Origin of the sequence: Pedobacter sp. Leaf216, assembly GCF_001421515.1 — a bacterium.
GTDB lineage: Bacteria > Bacteroidota > Bacteroidia > Sphingobacteriales > Sphingobacteriaceae > Pedobacter.
The window spans coordinates 353410-374219 of the sequence record NZ_LMKM01000023.1 but is presented as its reverse complement, the minus strand read 5'-3'; the positions used below and the strand labels follow the sequence as shown (position 1 = coordinate 374219).

The window sequence follows — 20810 nt, the reverse complement described above, 5'->3', positions numbered from 1 at the left end:
TTGTTGATCGGGCTTTTTGGTAAAAATATATTTTTGATTAGTGAACACCATGCATCCATTTGCGCAAAATAGGGCTTATGGCAAACATAATTAAACCCGCAACAATTGGTATTATAGTGAAAATTAAGAAAAATGTAGAAATTGAATAAGCAGAACTTATTTTGTCAATCAAAGATCCGGTTGCACCAGCTAAATAATTACCAATAGCGGTACAGGTAAAAAATACACCAAACATTAAACCAACAAGGTTTGAAGGTGCAAGCTTACTCACATAAGATAATCCGACAGGAGAGATGCACAACTCACCAACAGTGTGGAAGAAATAGGCAAAAATTAACCAGAATAAACTTACTTCAGCGGAGGTAGCTCCTTGTGGAATAGATGAGCCGCCATAAGCTAAGCCTGCAAAACCGATACCAACGAAAATCAATCCAAAACCGAATTTTACAGGTCCGCTAGGATTAAATTTGGTTTCCCAGATTTTTGAAACAATAGGGGCCAAGGATACAATAAAGAAAGAGTTTAATACACTGAACCATGAAGCCGGAACTTCGGTACTTACCGATCCCATTTCTCTGCTTACCTTCCAGATTGCCAACACCCAGATGATGGCAAAACTCAATAGTGTAAATAAAATGGTTGCAGGATATTTTTTGAAAATTTTTCCGGCTAACGAAAGCAGTACGAAAGTTACAGCTACCAATGGAAATATGGTTAAAATCGCATCAACCCATTTAAAGGTAGTTGCTGCTCCGCCGGTTAAGTTTCTGAGCGTATAATCTTTTGCAAAAATGGTCATTGAACCACCTGCCTGTTCGAATACCATCCAGAAGAAAATGGTAAAAATAGATAAAATAGCGATCACCCATAAACGTTGACTTCTAACCTTTGCAGGAATTTCTTCAACAGTAGGATCTGCCTTTTCGACTGCTTTGGTTTTATCAACAGCAGAGCCGATTACTCCAAAAATTTTCTGAGCGAAATAAAACTGTAGCATACCAAAAAGCATAAAAATACCAGCAAGGCCGAAACCATAATGCCAACCTACTTTTTCGCCGATATAACCACACATTAACATGCCGATAAAGGCTCCGGAGTTAATACCCATGTAAAAAATAGCGTAAGCACTATCTTTTTTATCACTGATTGGTGGATATAGTTTACCTACAATTGAGGAAATATTTGGTTTAAAAAATCCGTTACCGATAATTAACAATAGTAAACCAATATAAAAGAAGTTGGTGCTGATGCCTTCCATTGCCATTGCAGCATGGCCTAATGTCATAATAAAAGCGCCGATGATAACAGCTTTTCTATAACCTGTAAATCTATCGGCAATTAAACCACCAAGTATTGGTGTAAAGTATACTAAACCTGTATAAATAGCATAAAGCTGTAAGGCTTCTGGCCGTGGCCAGCCCCAACCGTTTTTGCTTAAATCACTAATCAGGAATAAAACCAGAATGGCACGCATTCCATAGTAACTGAATCTTTCCCACATTTCGGTAAAAAAGAGTACAAAAAGGCCAACCGGATGGCTAAATAATTTTTCGGGTGAAACGCCTTGACTGTTTAAATGGAGGTCTAGTTCCTTATCATGGTCAATACTAATGATTTCATTAGATGTTTGCATAAAACATTTGTTGGTTTTAGTTTATGAATTCAGAATTTGTGTGTTGTTTAAGCTAGTTTAGCAGGGCGCAATATAGTCAGCGATTGGCAAACTCACAAATTTTTAAGTAATGTGTAAGGTAATGATTTAGTTAAGCTGTGTTAAAAATCAGAACTTTCGGATGGGTTTTACATTTTTCTTTGGGTCGGCATAAAGTTCGTCGCTCGCATCAGGATCGTTGTTAAGTGTCAGGTCTTCTTGCAGTTTTAATTTTCCGCCAATAATTTTAAAACCATCAAAAGTACCATCCGATCCATAATATTCGAATTTGTCTTTTATTTCAGGGTCGAAAGATGCCAGGTGATCAAATACAATCATGCCCGCTTTTAAATCTGTTTTTAAAGTCATGGCATTCGATTTTGCATATTCAAATACCATCCTGTTTTTTCCTTTCAGTTCTTTTCCATCAAAAACCGGAGCACCAAAAGTAAGGTTGTCCTTATCAAAAGAAAGCACTTCAATTACCTTTTTAGTAGTTGCCTGTGTGTTTCCTTTCCAGCCTAAAAGTACGTAATAAGGCAGTCGGTTGCCACTCGTTACCGGAACAATTTCGTAATACCTCGCACCAAACCATTTCTGGTTGTTGGTAATGATATTTGGATCGTTCAGATTTTCAGTCTGATCGATTAGTGGGTAAAGTTTTAACGGGCCGCTTTTGGTATTCAGTTGTATGGCACCATAATAACGGTAGCTGCCATTTTCCAATAGTACATACCAGCTTAGTATCCTGAAAGCCTGGTCTGGAGATTTAATTACCGATACATTTTTGAGTGAATCAAAGGCGAATGCAAAAGAATTAGGTGCTTTTAAAGCTTCAACCAAAGTTTTTACAAATTTGCCATTTATTGCTAATTTCTGGTCATCACTTTGCGCTGCAACAACATTTGCAGAAATTTTAATCAGCGTATCCTGAAAACTAACCAATTTATTTGGGCTTTGCTGTGCTTTTAGGTTAAAGCTGAGCAATGCGGTAAGGAGGAGGATATAAAAGCTGTAATGTTTCATATGCAATTAACGGCCCATAATAATTTGCCGACCCAAAATTATAACTTTTCGATAACTAATGCGCTTGCGCCGCCACCCCCGTTGCAAATTCCTGCAACGCCTATTTTTCCTTCATTTTGTGCCAATACTGAAAGTAAAGTAACTACAATTCTGGCTCCGGAAGCACCAAGCGGATGCCCTAACGATACTGCGCCACCGTTTACATTAACCTGATCTTCGTTTAAGTTCAATAATTGATTGTTAGCCAAAGAAACTACAGAAAAAGCCTCGTTAATTTCAAAATAATCAACATTTTTTATATCAATATTTGCTTTATGCAAAGCCAGCGGAATGGCTTTTGATGGGGCCGTTGTAAACCATTCCGGGGCCTGCTGTGCATCGGCATAGCCTAATATTTTAGCCAAAGGTGTTAAACCCAGTTCTTTTGCTTTATCTGCACTCATTAAAACTAAAGCTGCAGCCCCATCATTAAGTGTAGATGCGTTTGCTGCCGTTACTGTTCCATCTTTTTTGAAAACAGGTTTCAGCGAAGGTATTTTGTCAAATTTAACCGCTGTAGGCTCATCATCCGTATCAACCACAGTAATATCGCCTTTACGGTCTTTCACCTCTACCGCTATAATTTCGCCGGCAAATTTGCCAGATGTTTGTGCAGCTTGTGCTCTTTTATATGATGTGATGGTGAAATTATCCTGCGCTTCGCGACTGATATTACATTCTGTTGCACAAAGTTCGGCAGCATTGCCCATATGGTAATCATTATAAACATCCCATAAACCATCTTTTACAAGCCCATCAGTAAGCTGTCCGTGGCCTAATCTGTAACCGTTCCTTGCTTTATCAAGGTAATATGGCACATTGCTCATGCTTTCCATTCCGCCGGCAACAATTATGTCGTTATCACCGTTGGCAATACTTTGTGCGGCAAGCATGATGGCTTTTGTACCCGAGGCGCATACTTTATTTATGGTGGTTGCAGGTAAATCTGGTAAGCCGGCAAATTTTGCAGCTTGTGTGGCTGGTGCCTGACCCAAATTAGCAGATAATACATTGCCCATATACACCTCCTGAATTTGATCTGGCCTTAAACCAGCTTTTTCGATGGCTGCTTTTATAGCAAAACCACCAAGTTGAGGGGCAGAAAACTGAGCTAATGAGCCTCCAAAACTGCCAATAGGTGTTCTTACAGCTGATACAATTACAACTTCTTTCATGTGAAAATTTTTATGAATTTTTGGTTAGGCCGCTAAGTTAGTTAAACCCTGCAGGTTTCCAAAACCTGTAGGTTTATAAATAACGTATGAGAAATTCATTTAGCACATTGATATTGTATTTTTATTAGTCGTTAAATCAAGAAAGTTAAATGTGCTTGGTTATTTGTTTTTTTTGAAAAGGAGTGGTTCGGTGTAAATGGCTGTCTGCGGTCCTGCTATCTCTTCAAGTCCTCACCCGATGAAAAATCGGGTTGCGGGCTTTCTGTTCTATCAGGTTTAAATTACCAGAGATAGTGTGCCTTAGGCGTGGTTGCCAGGTGCAGAAATTGAATTTATTTAAAACGGTGGGTTTTGCGTTAGGGATTGTAAGGGTTATAGTACCGATCCTTCATCGGTACCGAAGTGAAGCGCAGCCCTGAAAAGCCTTAATCAGTTTGCAGTTAATAATTGCCAGTTATAAATGGCAATATTTAGTCCTGTAATCCTTTCAATTCCTCAACCGATAAAAAAATGGGCTTTTGACGTGGTTGCCAGGTGCAGAAATTAAATTTATTTAAAACGATGGGTTTTGCGTTAGGGATTGTAAGGGTTCAGTACCGATCCTTCATCGGTACCAAAGCGTAGCGCAGCCCTGAAAAGCCCGACCCCATATCGATTTTTCATCGGTATGGGGTAACGCCCAAATCAGTTTACAGTTGATAATAATCAGTTACCAGTTTGCAGTTGATAATAATCAGTTTACAGTTGCCAGTTGCCAGTTGCCAGTTATCACTTGCCCAGTTTTCAGTGAACAAATAACAATTCGCAATTTATTCTTCTTTCGTTTTCCCTTTCTTTCGCGATTTCAACGCCTGGGTAAGTAAAAACTCAATCTGCCCGTTGGTACTCCTAAACTCATCGGCAGCCCAGGTTTCTACTTCTTTTAATAAAGCAGCACTAATTCTTAATACAAAAGCCTTTTTATCTTTCTCCGCCATTCTTATTGTATTGCTTGTATATTATATCTCTTTTTCAAATTAATCAGGAAAATTTCAAGGTCTTCTATTTTATTGGAACTGAACAATAATTTTTTTCCGTTTTTAAATTCAATCTGTAAACCTTTGTTTTTATCGTTAAAAATATAGGCTTTATCATTAAATTTAAACCAAAGCCTGTTCCGCACACCAAATCCACCATAATCACCTAAAGCATCATATTTATTGATGTAAACCTTTTCCATGTTGATCCAGTTTAACAATTTAAATTTTCTCTGAAACGGAAAATATTTATAGGAAATGCCTTGGCTCCCGATTTGCACAGTCAATTTGTTTTTTTGAAGCATAAAAATGATCGCAAAAGGAAGCATTACCGCCCAAAATGGAGCAAAGTAAGTGGATTTTAAAGTTTCGAAACTCATTCCGCCTTTATCAAAAAGCACAATACTCAGCACCATAACAGCATCGATTGCCAGTAAAATATAAAGCCACCAAAGTTTTAAACCTTGTTTTTCCTCGAATTCCATTTTACCTAATTGTATAAGGTTCCTGTATTTACCACGGGTTGCACATGGCGATCGCCACATAGAACAACCAATAAATTGCTCACCATAGCAGCTTTGCGTTCTTCATCAAGATCAACAATTCCTTTTTGTGATAATTTTTCCAATGCCATTTCTACCATGCCCACAGCACCTTCTACAATTAATTTACGGGCTGCAATAACGGCGGTAGCTTGCTGGCGCTGTAACATGGCACTGGCAATTTCGGGCGCATAGGCTAAGTGAGAAATTCGGGCCTCTAAAACTTCAATGCCCGCTCTTGATAAACGTTCGTTCAGTTCATTTTCCAATAATTCACTTACTTTTTCGGCACCATCTTTTAAGGTAATGCTGGTTTCCTCGCCCTCAGCATGGTCGTAAGGGAAAATATTGGCCAGGTGCCTAACTGCAGCTTCACTTTGGATGTTTACATATTGCATGTAGTTTTCTACAGAAAAAACAGCTTTTGCCGTCTCATTTACTTTCCAAACCACTACAGCAGCAATCTCAATCGGATTTCCAAGTTTATCATTCACTTTTAACTGTTGCCCGTTCAGGTTATTGGCTTTAAGCGAAAGGCGTCTTTTAGTGGTTAACGGATTTACCCAGAAAAAACCATCTTGTTTAACGGTACCCAGATATTTACCAAACAGGGTGAGCACCATGGATTGATTGGGATTGATAATTAAAAAGCCGGGGAATATTAAAAATAAATCTACCGCGAGCAAAATCCCGCCCCAGAGAAAAATCTCCGATATAAAACAGAAAATTGATGCACCTAATAAGGCGATGGATAGTGCAAATGTTAAATACCCGGATGGAGGGCTGATAATTTTTTCTTGATACATAATTGATATTAATTTGATATCATAAAGTAAAATATAAAATCTGGTAATTGCAAACAAAATCTCTAAAATGTATATTAGATAAAAATGTTATTTTTGACAGTACAATAAATACATCGTTTTGGCTAAAATCAAGAGAAACTCACATAAAATCCTTTATCGTAAATATTCATCAAACCTAAAATATGTGATGATGATATTTACTGTTTTCATTATCACGCTCTTTCTGCCCAAGCAACCCAGGTTTAGGTACGAATTTGAAAAAAATGCGGTATGGAAAAATAAGGACCTGATTTCGCCTTTCAGCTTTGCCATCTTAAAAACCAATCCTCAGGTTAGTGCCGATAAAAAAAATGCTTTAAAAGATATATTACCTGTTTATCAACTTGATAGGAGCATTACCGCCAATGCTTTGGAAGAATTTGCCAATGAGTTTGATGTAAAGTGGAAAACCAAGCAACTTAACGAAAAAGATAAAGATGTATATAAAAGCAACGCTTATAAGTTGCTGCAGAATATTTACCAGAGAGGCATTATCAGCTTAAATGTAAAACACCAAACCGGTGGTAAAAACTACGATTTTTCGTTAATGGAGAATAATGTAGCACAAGAGAAAAATACGCAGGATGTTTTTACCGCAGAAACTGCATTGAATTTCTTCAAAGAAAACTTTAAAGCATCTAACCAGGTTATGGACGATCTGGTGGCAAACCTGGCCATAGATCACATTACACCAAACATTGTTTTTGATGAACGCCTAACCCAAACCATACAGGATAATACCATTAACAACATCTCTACCACAAGAGGAATGGTGCAAAAAGGTGAACTTATTGTGGCCAAAAATGATGTGATTGATGAAGAAATTTATCAAAAATTAGAATCTTATAAAGCCACTTATGATGCACAAACCAAAACCATAGGCAGCAGGGCACTCGTTTATTTAGGGCAGGTGGTTTTGGTGGGTTTTGTGTTAACCATTTTAATGTCGTTCCTTTTTCTTTTCAGGAAGGATATTTTTGCCGATAACCGCCAGTTATCATTAATCCTGATTGTAACCACTGGGATGTTGCTTGCTTTAACCTGGGCCATTAAAATGGAAATTCCCAGTTTGTATTACATTCCGTTTTGCGTGGTGCCTATTATAATCAGGATCCTTTTTGATACACGTTTGGCACTTTACCTGCATATGCTGGTGATTTTAATTGCAGGTTTTTTTGTTGCCAACAGCTTCGAATTTGTATTTTATCAGGTTACGGCCGGGATGGTTGCTATATTCAGCATTAAAAACTTTGTTAAGCGCGAAAGGTTCCTGGTTTCGGCCTTGTTTATACTTATGGCTTATTTTGTTTCATTTGTTGGTATTGCGCTATTGCGCGAGGGTTCTTTCCGTGAAATAGAGTGGATCAATTTTATTCCTTTTGTGTTTAGCGTACTGTTATCACTACTGGCTTACCCTTTAATCTATCTTTTCGAACGTATTTTTGGCATCACATCTGATGTTGCCTTAATCGAGCTGACCAATACCAATAATAAACTTTTGCGAGAACTTGCTTTTAAAGCTCCTGGAACGTTTCAGCATTCATTACAGGTGGCAAACCTTGCTGAGGCTGCCATATTTAAAATAGGGGGTAACTCGGTGCTGGTAAGGGCTGGTGCATTATACCATGATATTGGTAAGGTGGATAATCCGCAATATTTTATCGAAAACCAGAATACGGCTGTAAGTCCGCACGATAAATTGCCATATGAGCAAAGTGCGCAAATTATTATTCAGCATGTGCACAAAGGGATTGAAATATTGAGAAAAAATCAAATACCTGAAGCGATTATTGATTTTATCAGAACGCACCATGGAAATACCCGTGTTGATTATTTTTATCAATCGTTTTTAAAAAATACTCCCGAAAAATTTGTCGACGAAAACATTTTCCGCTATCCCGGACCGATCCCTTTTAGTAAAGAAACTGGTGTGTTAATGTTGGCAGATTCGGTAGAAGCTGCCTCAAGAAGCCTGAAAAATCCCGATGCTCAGAACATAAATGACATCGTTGAAAGGATAATTAACTATAAATTGGAGCAAAATCAGTTAGATGACTGCGATTTAACGTTAAAAGATATCGAGACTATCAAATTGATATTCAAGACAATGCTTATGAGTATCTATCATGTGCGAATAGATTATCAACAAATTTTGTAATTTTTTTTTGTTGGATAACTTGTTTTACTATATTTGCAGACCTCAAAACAAGGTCGGTAGGACAAAATTTTGAAGGTGAAAGGAGAGGTGCCTGAGTGGCCGAAAGGAACAGTTTGCTAAACTGTCGTACTGGTAACGGTACCGCGGGTTCGAATCCCGCCCTCTCCGCAGAAACAAAAATAATTGCAAATAAAAGTGGTATTATCAATTTAAAACCGTCAATTTGCAATCCCTCCGAAAGAGGGGAAAAGAAGATACCAAGTTCGGGATGTAGCGTAGCCCGGTATCGCGCCTGCTTTGGGAGCAGGAGGTCGTAGGTTCGAATCCTGCCATCCCGACAAAAAGTTTATCCACTTTTAAAACAGGATAAAAAARAGATCGATACCAAGTTCGGGATGTAGCGTAGCCCGGTATCGCGCCTGCTTTGGGAGCAGGAGGTCGTAGGTTCGAATCCTGCCATCCCGACAAAAAAAGGATTTAAATCCTATAAATCCCTTGAATTAATCATTCAAGGGGTTTCTTGTTTAAGGTGGAATTGCTAAGTTGAATGGATCAAGGATCAAGCGGAAAAGTTGGGGGTAATCGAATAATTTGTTTCTTTTGTAGTTAATAGTAATTACAAATTCCCTTGAATCCAGCCGAACAAACCCTACGGGATAACTGAGCTCGAATCAAAGGGCTTTCTTCCAGAAGTTTCCATTCAGGATTTTCCTATTCGTGGGCAAAAAGTTGCCTTACGTATCAAGAGACGTAGATGGACGGTAAAAAAGACTGGGGATATCATTRGTAGAGATTGGGATTTAGTAAKAAAAGGGACTCGGATGACTACGGAATTCGGTCTTTTTTTAAAAGGAATATTTGGATAACCACCCCATTAGCTGCTATCATTTAGGGCATTATTTCCAAATAGACGGCAAACAACTYYAGGAGCAATATAAAGAGCACATCAGTGATTATAGTRGTTGGGATCAGARAGGGCATGCGRATGATTGGATGCTTTTTGTAAAGAATGTGAGCCCCAGGCTCAGTATTGATGAAACAGCTTTATCCAATGGAGAGCTTTATACTATTGTAACCAATAAGGAAGCCAAAGGTAGAAAGRGTGCTATTGTAGCGATGATCAAGGGTACGGTGGCMGAAAACATTATATCTRTACTGAAAAAGATTCCGGAAAGACTGAGAAAACGGGTGCGGGAAGTAACCATGGATATGGCTGCCAACATGCAATTGGCCATAAAACGATGTTTTGTAAACGCGCATCGGGTAATTGATCGTTTCCATGTTCAGAAATTGGCTTATGATGCAGTTCAGGAAGTTAGGATAAAGTATCGTTGGGAGGCTATCGATGCAGAAAATGAGGATGCATCGGGTAATTGATCGTTTCCATGTTCAGAAATTGGCTTATGATGCAGTTCAGGAAGTTAGGATAAAGTATCGTTGGGAGGCTATCGATGCAGAAAATGAGGACATCRCAACGGCAAAAAAGAACAAAACTGCTTACCATCCAGAAGTGTTRGCKAATGGAGATACTTTAAAGCAATTGCTGGCGCGGAGCAGGTATCTTTTGTTTAAACATCCCTCAAAATGGACACGGAATCAAGAACTTAGAGCAGAGCTACTTTTCRWAAGGTATCCCAAATTAAAGAATGCATATAATATTGCCCAAAAATTGGGAGATATATTCAGATTGTGCAAAAGTAAGGAACAGGCCTTTAAAAGATTGGCAATCTGGTATAATGAGGTCGAAGCATGCGGAATTGATTCCTTTAGGACTGTTGCCAGATCAATTCAATCGCAAGATCAAAGCCTTTAGAGCAACATCGAGAGGTGTAAGGGATATTAAGTTTTTCTTATTCAGATTATCGAAAATATATGCCTAGAGTTTAACTCCCCCCCAACTTTTCCGCTTGATCCCGTTCTAGGTACTTTAAAGGCCGTTTTTGAGGGCAAAAAAAAGGGGCAAACCAAACAAAAATTTGATTTGCCCACTATGGTAGCGGGGAGCAGGATCGAACTGCCGACCTCAGGGTTATGAATCCTGCGCTCTAACCATCTGAGCTACCCCGCCGGGTCAAAATATTTGTGATGCAAGACAAATATTTATATGGTTATTTTTTGGAGCTGCAAATATAAGACTTAATTTCTTTTCAGTGAAATTAAATGTGAAATATCCTTTAATAGCTTTTATATCAGTGCTTTTATTTGTTTGGGCTACTCATAAAAGCTCTTAAATCTCTGTTATCTTCTTAAACAATGTACGCCATTGTAAATCAGCTATAATGTTTGCTGAATTCTGAATGTTATTTGGTTTTAACGAATATGTATTTGATATTATACCAGGCAATCTCGTCATTCCTGTTTTTCATCTCTGCGGGGCTTTTAAAGAGATATTGATTGTTATTAAAATATCGGAAGTATTTTACTTCACCAGAGTTGTGTCCGTTTTCTCCAACCATGGATGGCGGAGTATGTTTTTGGAAACTGTAAAAGCACACATAGTGTTCTATCGTGTCGCTTTTTTTTATGCCATAAAATTCCCAGAAATCGGCATATCGGTTCCATCGGTAAACGCTATCTTTCCTTAACTCATATTTGAAATTATTAATCTGATATTCAAATGGTGTTTCGGAAATGCTGTCTTTTGTAACGGTTAATGTATTATAAAAGTAATCGGCTAATTTTGTGGAATTCCAAAAGGATTCAGGTTTCTCCTGATTTGAAACTTCAATACCTCCCTGGTCAGAACCCCTGTAGGCCTTAAAATCTATAACTTCTTTACGTAAAAAAGTGTATGATGCTGTTACTTTTTTGGTTCCGCCGTCAGTCTTTTCAGGTAAATTAGGTATGTCGTTATTCTTACGGCAAGATTGGGCTAAAAAGAGGCACGAAACAAATAGAAAAAAAATGGTGCTGTTTTTAAAAAGAATTGGTTTTATCATCATTCGATATAGATGGTTTTAAATGTTATAATTATACTTTCTCCGTAATAATGATTAAACGAAGGTAGCCCAATCGGATTATAAAACCAAATTTAATTAGATAGTGGTGTATTATTAATATGTTAAATTGGCTTGGCTTTATTTTCAAAGGGTTATTATTTGTTATGGTTATCAACATATCTCCAGGCTTACTTCTGCTGTACCCTTTATTCACCTTTTCTTTACTCTTTAGGTAAGCAAAAGTTAACCAATAGTAAGCAAAAGGTAGAGGATAGGTAAAGCCAACGGTTAACATGGGGCTAAGCTGGTACCAAAGAAAGGGTAGAAAATTGTCCAAACAGGACAGTTTGCAATTGGCAGTTTGCAGTTGCGCATGACGAATGAATATTGAACTAATTAAACCAACTCTGTGTGCTTTGCGCCTTCTCTTTGTGATCTCTGTTGTTAAAGGTGGAAAATGGACAATGAAATAGTTCCAGCTCTGTGTGCTTTGCGCCTTCTCTTTGTGATTAAAGATGGGAGATGTAAAGTGTACGATGATCCGATAACTATAGGATGACAACGAAAAGGGAGCATGTTAGTGAGTCCTGCGTCGATTCAAGCATCTCCAACAATTAACCGGTTTCTACAGTTCATCAATTCACCATCCCCCCCTAAATAAAACCCGATAAATGAGTCTATTGTATGAGCCATGATACAAAAAATGCGGGTGTTAATGATAAGTGTTGCAGATATAGAATAAATTACCTTTCTTTAGAAAAATAATATTAAATAATAGTCCGGAAATTATTCTGGTAGTGTACTAACATGGCAGAAAAGAAAAAATTTACACTCGAGTACGAAGTTAGATCGTCACCAAGAATATTGTACAGTTTTATAAGTGAGCCAAACGGCTTATCTCAGTGGTTTGCCGATGATGTAAATTTCCGCGATCAGGTATATACCTTTACCTGGGATGATGAGCAGTTAAAAGCTAAGCTGGTTTCTATTAAGGAGAATAAGCTAGTCAAATTTAAATGGCTGGATGATGAACCTCAATGTTATTTTGAGATGGAAATTGTACAGGACGAACTAACCAACGATGTAGCCCTTTCCATTACCGATTTTACCACCGACGAGCTTCTTGCAGAAAAAAAGTTAATCTGGGATAACCAGATCGATTATCTGATTAGTGTTTTGGGTGCATAAAATTACCTTCGCATTGTTTACCTTTGTAAGGTGAAAAAAATACATCTTCTTTTAATAAAGGCATTTGTGAAACCATTCATCGCAACATTTTTTGTGATGATGTTTATCCTGTTAATGTTCTTTCTCTTTAAATGGATTGATGATCTCATAGGAAAAGGTTTCGAATGGTACACCATTCTGGAGCTGATGTATTATGCCTCAGCCGCCAACGTATCCATGGCACTGCCACTTTCGGTGCTGCTTTCCTCTATCATGACTTTCGGTACCCTTGGCGAAAATTACGAACTTGTAGCCATCAAATCAGCAGGTATTTCCCTTCAAAAAGCCATGCGCCCGCTCTTTGTAGTGATTTTGATGCTAACCATAGCGTCGTTCTTTTTTGCCAATTACATGCTGCCCAAAGCCAACTTAAAATTCGGCTCGCTTTTATACGATGTGCGGAATAAAAAATTGTCATTCCTAATTAAACCAGGAGTATTTAATAACGCTATTCCAGGTTACGCCATCCGTGTCGATTCTAAAGAAGAAGATGGCACTTTGCATAACATCATGATTTACGATCACCGTGAAAATAGCGGGATTCCAAAAGTTATTTTGGCGAAAGAAGGTAAGATGAATAAAACTACCGATGGTAAATTCCTGGTGCTGAACCTAAAAAACGGCGTGCAGTATGAAGAGCAGGCATCTAAAAATGGCATGTACAATCCAAGACAGATCTTTACGCGGAACCGGTTCAAGGAAACCTCGCCACGTTTCGATATGTCTTCATTTGATCCGAGCACCACAGATCCGAATGCTTTTGGAAACAGTACGCCGATGCTCAACCTTAAAGGGATTGCCAGAAAACGCGATTCACTCACCAAACAACTCGATACTCTTCAATTAAGAACCATTGCCAACCTTACCAGTAACTTTAAACAGTTTAATACCACTAAGGGATACACCAAAGTAAAAGCCGTTCCAAAAGTAATTGATGATGTGATTCTGAAAAGCATTCCGAACGGATCGCGCAAACTGGCCCTCGATAATGCAACCAATGTGGTGGCAAACGTAATGCAACATGTACCCAACTGGGCCCCACGCCAAACCGATTTAACAGGCGAAATTATTTTTGCTACAGTAGAATACCAACGTAAATTTACCCTTGCAGCATCTTGTATCCTGTTGTTTTTTATCGGTGCGCCATTGGGTGCCATCATCCGAAAAGGAGGGATGGGCTTACCCGTTGTAGTGGCCATCTGTTTCTTCCTGGTGTACCATATTATCACTACCGTAGCCGAAAAATCTGCACGAGAAGGAAATCTGAACCCAATATTCGGAATGTGGATTGCCGTAATTGTACTGTCGCCTTTAGCTGCCTTTTTAACCTATAAAGCCACTGTAGATTCTGCCCTTTTTGATGTAAACTACTACAAGCAGCTTATCGTTAAAGTGTTTAAAAAGAAGGCAAAATAGCCCCTGTTTTCCTTTACTTACAGATGATATATTAAATTAAATAATGCTTAATAAGGTTGTACATTTGTACGGGCTTATTGTTGCTGCATAAATTACATTTAATGCCCCCTAAGCACAGTATGCCCCATAATGCTAAATAAAATGCAAACAAAATTAAACACAATAGAAGAAGCTATCGCAGATATAAAAGCTGGTAAAGTAATTATTGTTGTAGATGACGAGAATAGAGAGAATGAAGGTGATTTTTTAACGGCTGCAGAAAACGCAACTCCGGAGATCATCAATTTTATGGCAACTTATGGTCGCGGTTTAATCTGCGCACCCCTAACAGAAGAACGTTGCAAGGAGCTTAACCTTAGCCTTATGGTGGGTAAAAACACAGCTGCTTACGAAACCAATTTTACCGTTTCGGTAGATCTTGTTGGTCATGGTTGTACCACAGGGATTTCGGCAAGCGACCGCTCAAAAACGATGTTAGCCTTGGTTGATCCTAAAACCAACCCTGAAGAGTTGGGCAGACCCGGACATATTTTTCCATTAATTGCCAAAGATGGTGGTGTAATCCGCCGTGCTGGCCATACGGAAGCTGGTGTAGATTTAGCGCGTTTAGCCGGAATGAAACCAGCAGGTTTATTGGTAGAGATTTTAAAAGAAGATGGTGAAATGGCCAGGCTTCCGGATCTTTTTAAAATTGCAGAACAGCACCAGTTAAAAATTATTTCAATTGAAGATTTAATCGCTTACCGTTTAACTATGGATAGCTTGATTAAACAGGAGGTAACCATCGATTTACCCACAGCTTGGGGTGATTTTAAAATGACGGCTTACACCCAATTGGATAATAATGCCACTCACCTGGCCATTTCTAAAGGTACCTGGACTGCCGATGAGCCTATTTTAGCGCGTGTGCACAGCTCATGTGTAACAGGTGATATTTTTGGCTCTTGTCGCTGCGATTGCGGACCACAGTTGCACAAAGCTTTGGAGATGATTGAGAAAGAGGGTAAAGGAATTGTAGTGTACATGAACCAGGAAGGTAGAGGTATCGGACTGATTAATAAACTTCGTTCATACAACCTACAGGATGCTGGTTTTGATACCGTTGAAGCCAATATTAAACTTGGCTTTAAGGGTGATGAACGCGATTATGGTGTAGGAGCACAAATTCTGAGGTCAGAAGGTGTTACCAAAATGCGCTTAATGAGCAACAACCCAACCAAAAGAGCTGGTTTAATTGGTTATGGTTTAGAAGTAGTAGAAAATATTCCGATCGAAATTGCCAGTAATGTGCATAACGAACGTTATTTAACTACCAAAAGAGATAAAATGGGCCATTCGATTATGAAAGGGTAATTCAGTTTGAAATTTACAGCTTGAAGTTTACAGTTTAGATTACGTAAATTGAAACCATATATAAAACCAACAGTTGAACACGTGTTTGATTGTTGGTTTTTTTTTGATCCATCGGTCGCCTGTCAATGGTAGTGTCGTCGAAGGGCTTTAACCACAGATTTACACAGAGATCAGTTTTTGCCACGGAAACACAGAACGCACGGAGAATTCACAGATGATCATACTGCATCGTCCTCGTTTGTAACGAGGATTTACGAGTAAAGCGATTTTATATAAAAAGATTAATCTCTTCAGGTTATCGTCATTGCGAAAAGGCTTTTTCAGCCGACGAAGCAATCATTCATCGCTCTTAAAGGAATTATTTTCGCATTGCAAATGCGTAACTCAAAAATCCTCGTTATAAACGAGGACTATTTAACTCAACATAACATAATTAAGGAGAATTGCTTTCAAATGAATGCTAAGCGATCAATCCCCACACTTACGTCCTCCTGAACTTGTTTCAGGATCTTCTTYGCAATGGGRATCGCTAATCTACATCGTCCTCGTTTGTAAYGAGGATGTRCRAGTAAAGCGATTTTATATWAAAAGATTAATCTCTTCAGGTTATCGTCATTGCTGAGAAGGCTTTTTCAGCCGACGAAGCGATCTTTTATCGCTTTTAAAAGAATTATTTTCGCATTGCAAATGCGTACCTCAAAAATCCTCGTTACAAACGAGGACTATTTAACTCAACATGACATAATTAAGGAGAATTTCTTTCAAATGAATACTAAGCGATCAATCCCCACACTTACGTCCTCCTGAACTTGTTTCAGGATCTTCTTTGCAATGGGGATCGCTTTTATATTAAAAGATTAATTTCCTCAGGTTATCGTCATTGCGAGAAGGCTTTTTCAGCCGACGAAGCAATCTTTTATCGCTCTTGAACAATTATTTATGCATTGCAAATGCGTACCTCAAAAATCCTCGTTACAAACGAGAACTATTTAACTCAGCATAACATAATTAAGGAGAATTGCTTTCAAATGAATACAAAGCGATCAATCCCCACACTTACGTCCTCCTCAACTTGTTTCAGGATCTTCTTTGCAATGGATCGCTAATCACCAAATCACTACCAACAATTTACTCTCATTACCTCCGCTGCTTACCTTTTGATTGGTTAATTATCGCATCCTTGTTAATCGATTTGTTGGTTTTAACAGGTTTCTCACCTTGCGTACGTTTTAAATTCCTTCGGTAAGCACCAGAAATTTTCTGAATAAACTCTTTAAATGTATCAAACTGCTGGGTGTACACCAATCCAAATGAAGTTACATTTGCCGTTGCGCTTATCCCGCTGTTTAAGAAAATACTTTGTTGTGTAGGTGGCTTATTGGCCGCTTTAACGGTTAAACTTCCATCTTTTTTCAATAAATAGAGGGCTTCCACTTCGCTGCCAACATTGTTATTGTTAAAGCTAATAATGGTGAAATCATTTAAACTATTCCTATCTACGATACCTGCATTAATGATTAGGCGGTTATTAAAGAATTTAAATGATGCATTCGCCTCGCTTAGTGATCGTACATTCAGATCCACAAAGTTTAAATTTAACGAAGAAAGTACATTGTTAAACTGGTTAAATACCAACTCGGTTGCCGTACTTGTGGCGGTAGAACTCAACTGATTTCCAATCGATTCACCACCGTTGCCAGGTGCAAAACTTCTTCTGATAATTAAACTGAAAGCCTGTAAGTTCAGGTTATTCTGATCGCTGAAATAGGTTTGCAATTCTTCTTTAATTGAAGGTTGTGCCGGGAAATTAATATCCAGTTTAATATCTGGTTTTAACAACAAGCCTGTTAAACCCATTTCCACTTCCGTGTTTACCCTTTGGTTGGCATTGCTACTCGCATCACGATTGGCAGCTTTGTAAAGGTCGTTCAAACTTGCTCTCAGCGCATATACAGCTTTTAAGTTGATTTGTGCAGCAGTCGGATTTCCCGTCCAGCGAATGGTTCCACCTTGCCTGATTTCGAATTTTTTATTGATTACTTCCTGCGCGGTAAAATCAAAACTTCCGGTTTCAATAATGTAATCTCCTGACATTTCAAAATCACCAAAACTATTGATGTTCAGGTTTAAATCTGCATTACCCTTGCCACTCAGGTTGCCCAGCGTGGTAAAAATATTGGCAGTAGTATTCTGATCTATCGTAAGTTTAAAGGTAAGGGTTAAACCATCAAAATTGGTTTTCTTCTTCACCAGCGTAGTCGAATCCCTGGAAACGAAATTAATGAAGTCTTTATCAGATATGGTTTCAGAACTGTTTAAAGGTAAATTGAAAACCGTGCCTTTTTCAGTTTTGGCTTTAATATCGATCTTCATCTTATTGGTTGGTCCGGTAAAGCTAAACACCCCGGTTCCATAAGCGCGACCGTAATATACAGAATTGTCTTTTGCCGTTGTATTCAGTGCCATTAAATTATTGGCTTCAAGCTTCACATTTAGGGTTGGGTAATTAATGTCGTTCAAATCTACCGTACCATCCTTAACTGTACCCTCGTGGCCCTCCAAATCCTTTATCGTAAAGTCTTCCAGCTTAATTACGCTGTTATTTACCTCCACTTTATCGGTAATTACATAAGTGGTTTTAAGGTAATTTACCATGAGCTGGCCTTTATCCAAGGATAAACTTCCATTTATTTCGGGTTTACTCAGTTTTCCTTTTACGGTTAAATCAGCAGATATGTTTCCTTTAAGGTTTGATACCAGCTCTTTTACAAATGGCTCTAAAATGGTGAGTTTACTCTCGTCCATCTTTACTCCAAGGTCAATCTCTTTCTCTTTTAAATCAAGATTTCCCGTTAGTTTAAAAGTTTCCGAACCATCTGCCACCACGCGTGTAAATACATTTACTTTGTTACTTTCATTGTTGTACGATGATGTATCTGTTAAAGTGCCGATATAGATGTCGTTAAAGTTTAGTGAATCGATTTTTAGATCATCAGTTAACCTTGGTGCTTTTAAAACACCGTACAAATCGGTTGTGCCGTTCAGGTTTCCACCCAGTTTCACGCCAAAACCCTTGGTAAAAGGATTGAGAGTTTTAAGGCTGAAATCTTTAAAACCAACGCTGATTAAATCTTTAGGATCTTCAGAAATCAATCCATCAATAATCAACTGTTGTTTTCCGTTGGTAAGGTCAAAATTGCTGATTTCAGTTTTACCGTTATTCAGTACAATTCTTACTTTTTCTTGAATACGCCATTCTTCACTGTTTATTTTTAAGATGGAAGGCAATACGCTCAATCTTGCTGTAGTGTCTTGATTTTTGGTAAACTCCACTAAACCGTTCAAATCAAGCTGGTTGGCCTCATCTGAGTTAGACATTTTAACGTTGAAGGCCAAACTATCGTTCCGTAAAATATTGGAAATGTTGACGTCTTTAATAAATAAACTATCATTAATCTGTACCCGATCAGATGTTACAATCAGCTGAAGCTGTTGTGGAGTAGTGTTTTCATCAAGAATAATGTTGTTTACCACAACTCCATTGTATTTTAGTTTCCGCACAAAACCATTCAAGGTGGCTGTATTGTTCCGTGAATCGAAATCACCTGTTAAGGTGGCACCTTCTTCGAGCTCTAAACCTGGCGCAAAAATCTGCGACAAAGGTTCGAATTTTTTCACCATGAGGTTAAACTGAAATATCTGGTTTTTGTACTTAATGATATCAGCTTTTAACGAAGGAATGTAAGTTTTAGCAATGGCTTTATAGTATGAAACAATTGAGTTTAAATCGTACTCACCTTTAATGCTGGCATCTAAAATATCCGAACGGATATCAAGTACACGGTTGGCACCTGTACCATTGGCCATAAGTTGCACCGAATCTACGCTATATACACCCTTAGGATTTTGTAACCGGATCTCTTCAATCAACAATTTGCCCGAAATATTATCAAGGTTTGTTCCTGAGAAATTAGTGGTAAATTTTGCATCCACCATCAAAGAGTCTTTCAGGAGTTTTAGGGCCTTTAATTTCGCTTTGGAAATGGTTGCATTAAAGTTGAAAACAGGTAGTTTAGGATTTAGGTTTACGCCACCATCAAATACCAGTTTAACATTCCGGTCGTTAATACTCAGTTTACCATCGAAATATTTTTTATCAAACGTACCGTCAATTTTTACATTATGATACCTGTAATTGTTAAAGTCGATATAGGTTACATCGCCATTTATTTTCTCGGTCAAACTTTTAAGTTCCGTTCCGCGTCCTTTTACATTTAAAGAAGAAGTGATGCGGCCGAGGCTTTTTTCGCCAATCAGCTCGCCAACATTAAAATCGTAGCTTTTTACACTTCCGGTATAAGAAGGAACATCCTTTTTATCAAGCTTCATGTTTAGATCAGAAACCAGGCGGCCAAGTTTTGTCTTAAATTCGCCATAAGCAATAAAATCGTTCTGAAAACCTGTAAAGCTTCCGTTAAAGTTAATGTTGCCGAATTTATTTACAATTGCCGGCACAATTTTCTTTTTGCTGTTGGTAATGCCTCCGAGTACCTCATCCAGATCGGTTTTATTTGTTCCTGCCATTTCGATGTTCAGGTCCATAAAGGTTTCCTTCCATTTCGGTAATCCCTTTAAAATGAAATCACCTTTTATGTGAGTCGCTTTTCCGGTTCGTATAGAAAGTTTCTTGGCTTTAAGGTTATTCACTAAACCGGTAATCTGGCCATCTACATCCAGATCAAGTTTCATGGTATTCAGCTCAGGAGCAAAAAAAGCTATATCTCTGGAGGTAATATGGCTATTCTTGAAAATTGCCTTCATCCTCACATTATCGATGTAGTGGTTAAAATCTTTATAACTTTTAAACCGCATCTGGTAATAATCAGTTAAACGGCTTTGGTTGGTTTCCAATAACAGATTTTTTAACTCAATGGCATTGCTATCTATCGTGGTTTGTGCAGTAAGGTTTTTCAGGTAAAATCCGCTACGCTCTTTAAAAGTTAAATTTTTAATATTGGTTTTAACCAAATGGTTTTTGGTATCCAATCCTTCAAAAATTCCGCTCAGTTGTTTCACATCAACGTTGTCGAAGTTTACGCTTTTTCCCTGGGTTGTATCTTTTGCATTGTAGTTAATATATCTGAAAGCAAATTTGTTCAAAATCAGGCGTCGCAAAGTCACATCGAAAGGTTTGCTTTTCTTTTTCTTTACCGTAGGTTTACCAGAATCGAAGTAGTTGATGATGAAATCGAGATTAGAAGACTTATCTTTGAAATCCTTTAGGTAAAACTGTCCGTTATTAATTTGAACGGTGTTGATATCAATAATCTTCTTATCAATGGACAATTGATTAATATCGACCATAAATTGGGGAGTGCTCAATAAAGTGTCTTTTTGAAGATCAAGCACCAGTAAATCTTCAA

Annotated in this window: 14 protein-coding genes and 4 tRNA genes; 9 read left to right on the top strand and 9 right to left on the bottom strand. The window is 38.1% G+C overall.

What is annotated here, in order from left to right:
- Nucleotides 1–37: 37 nt before the first annotated feature.
- The 6 genes from ASE74_RS16925 to ASE74_RS16905 all read right to left on the bottom strand — a co-directional run bounded on the left by ASE74_RS16925 (nt 38) and on the right by ASE74_RS16905 (nt 6255).
- Complete coding sequence (locus ASE74_RS16925) at nt 38–1633, bottom strand: peptide MFS transporter (protein ID WP_082458825.1); 1596 nt, start codon at nt 1631–1633, stop codon at nt 38–40.
- Nucleotides 1634–1780: 147 nt separating this feature from the next.
- A complete protein-coding gene (locus ASE74_RS16920) occupies nt 1781–2677 on the bottom strand; it encodes a hypothetical protein (RefSeq protein WP_055911457.1) in 897 nt (298 codons plus the stop codon).
- 38 nt (nt 2678–2715) lie between these two features.
- Nucleotides 2716–3891, bottom strand: a complete 1176-nt coding sequence (locus tag ASE74_RS16915; protein WP_055911455.1) for an acetyl-CoA C-acyltransferase — start codon at nt 3889–3891, stop codon at nt 2716–2718.
- Nucleotides 3892–4700: 809 nt separating this feature from the next.
- On the bottom strand, nt 4701–4868 hold the full coding sequence (locus tag ASE74_RS24465; protein WP_082458824.1) for an Arc family DNA binding domain-containing protein: 168 nt from the start codon (nt 4866–4868) through the stop codon (nt 4701–4703).
- Between the two features lie 2 nt (nt 4869–4870).
- Complete coding sequence (locus ASE74_RS16910; RefSeq protein WP_055911453.1) at nt 4871–5392, bottom strand: hypothetical protein; 522 nt, start codon at nt 5390–5392, stop codon at nt 4871–4873.
- A gap of 5 nt (nt 5393–5397) precedes the next feature.
- Nucleotides 5398–6255: an SPFH domain-containing protein gene (locus ASE74_RS16905; RefSeq protein ID WP_055912012.1), complete on the bottom strand. Its 858-nt coding sequence runs from the start codon at nt 6253–6255 to the stop codon at nt 5398–5400.
- 190 nt (nt 6256–6445) lie between these two features.
- Between ASE74_RS16905 and ASE74_RS16900 the strand changes: the two genes are divergently transcribed.
- From ASE74_RS16900 to ASE74_RS16875, 6 genes are all read left to right on the top strand, one after another.
- Nucleotides 6446–8452, top strand: coding sequence for an HD family phosphohydrolase (locus tag ASE74_RS16900; RefSeq protein WP_157255471.1), 2007 nt, complete (start codon nt 6446–6448; stop codon nt 8450–8452).
- Between the two features lie 81 nt (nt 8453–8533).
- Nucleotides 8534–8620 (top strand) — tRNA-Ser (locus ASE74_RS16895).
- Between the two features lie 96 nt (nt 8621–8716).
- Nucleotides 8717–8790: transfer RNA gene (locus ASE74_RS16890), tRNA-Pro, on the top strand.
- A 53-nt stretch (nt 8791–8843) separates the two neighbouring features.
- A tRNA-Pro gene (locus tag ASE74_RS16885) sits at nt 8844–8917 on the top strand.
- Between the two features lie 528 nt (nt 8918–9445).
- Entirely contained in the window at nt 9446–9829 is a 384-nt protein-coding gene (locus tag ASE74_RS16880) for a transposase (RefSeq protein WP_235526139.1), read from the top strand.
- Complete coding sequence (locus ASE74_RS16875) at nt 9798–10265, top strand: transposase (protein ID WP_055911446.1); 468 nt, start codon at nt 9798–9800, stop codon at nt 10263–10265. Before ASE74_RS16880 ends, ASE74_RS16875 begins: the two co-directional genes overlap by 32 nt.
- A gap of 178 nt (nt 10266–10443) precedes the next feature.
- On the opposite strand, the gene ASE74_RS16870 is transcribed toward ASE74_RS16875, so the two are convergent.
- A tRNA-Met gene (locus ASE74_RS16870) sits at nt 10444–10520 on the bottom strand.
- A 232-nt stretch (nt 10521–10752) separates the two neighbouring features.
- On the bottom strand, nt 10753–11394 hold the full coding sequence (locus ASE74_RS16865; RefSeq protein ID WP_157255460.1) for a hypothetical protein: 642 nt from the start codon (nt 11392–11394) through the stop codon (nt 10753–10755).
- Nucleotides 11395–12198: 804 nt separating this feature from the next.
- On the opposite strand from ASE74_RS16865, the gene ASE74_RS16855 reads away from it, so the two are divergent.
- From ASE74_RS16855 to ASE74_RS16845, 3 genes are all read left to right on the top strand, one after another.
- Nucleotides 12199–12579 (top strand): START-like domain-containing protein, encoded by a 381-nt coding sequence (locus ASE74_RS16855; protein WP_055911440.1) that lies wholly within the window; start codon nt 12199–12201, stop codon nt 12577–12579.
- Between the two features lie 30 nt (nt 12580–12609).
- Nucleotides 12610–14034 carry an LptF/LptG family permease gene (locus ASE74_RS16850; protein ID WP_055911438.1) on the top strand — a complete coding sequence of 475 codons (1425 nt, stop codon included), beginning with the start codon at nt 12610–12612 and terminating at the stop codon, nt 14032–14034.
- A 141-nt stretch (nt 14035–14175) separates the two neighbouring features.
- Complete coding sequence (locus ASE74_RS16845; RefSeq protein ID WP_055912011.1) at nt 14176–15387, top strand: bifunctional 3,4-dihydroxy-2-butanone-4-phosphate synthase/GTP cyclohydrolase II; 1212 nt, start codon at nt 14176–14178, stop codon at nt 15385–15387.
- Nucleotides 15388–16524: 1137 nt separating this feature from the next.
- On the opposite strand, the gene ASE74_RS16840 is transcribed toward ASE74_RS16845, so the two are convergent.
- Nucleotides 16525–20769, bottom strand: coding sequence for a translocation/assembly module TamB domain-containing protein (locus ASE74_RS16840; protein ID WP_235526138.1), 4245 nt, complete (start codon nt 20767–20769; stop codon nt 16525–16527).
- Nucleotides 20770–20810 lie beyond the last annotated feature (41 nt).

Bases quoted from the DNA above. Each gene is read 5' to 3' on its own strand.
- ASE74_RS16925 (WP_082458825.1), bottom strand. From the start codon at position 1,633: ATGCAAACATCTAATGAAATCATTAGTATTGACCATGATAAGGAACTA.
- ASE74_RS16920 (WP_055911457.1), bottom strand. From the start codon at position 2,677: ATGAAACATTACAGCTTTTATATCCTCCTCCTTACCGCATTGCTCAGC.
- ASE74_RS16915 (WP_055911455.1), bottom strand. From the start codon at position 3,891: ATGAAAGAAGTTGTAATTGTATCAGCTGTAAGAACACCTATTGGCAGT.
- ASE74_RS24465 (WP_082458824.1), bottom strand. From the start codon at position 4,868: ATGGCGGAGAAAGATAAAAAGGCTTTTGTATTAAGAATTAGTGCTGCT.
- ASE74_RS16910 (WP_055911453.1), bottom strand. From the start codon at position 5,392: ATGGAATTCGAGGAAAAACAAGGTTTAAAACTTTGGTGGCTTTATATT.
- ASE74_RS16905 (WP_055912012.1), bottom strand. From the start codon at position 6,255: ATGTATCAAGAAAAAATTATCAGCCCTCCATCCGGGTATTTAACATTT.
- ASE74_RS16900 (WP_157255471.1), top strand. From the start codon at position 6,446: ATGATATTTACTGTTTTCATTATCACGCTCTTTCTGCCCAAGCAACCC.
- ASE74_RS16865 (WP_157255460.1), bottom strand. From the start codon at position 11,394: ATGATGATAAAACCAATTCTTTTTAAAAACAGCACCATTTTTTTTCTA.
- ASE74_RS16855 (WP_055911440.1), top strand. From the start codon at position 12,199: ATGGCAGAAAAGAAAAAATTTACACTCGAGTACGAAGTTAGATCGTCA.
- ASE74_RS16845 (WP_055912011.1), top strand. From the start codon at position 14,176: ATGCAAACAAAATTAAACACAATAGAAGAAGCTATCGCAGATATAAAA.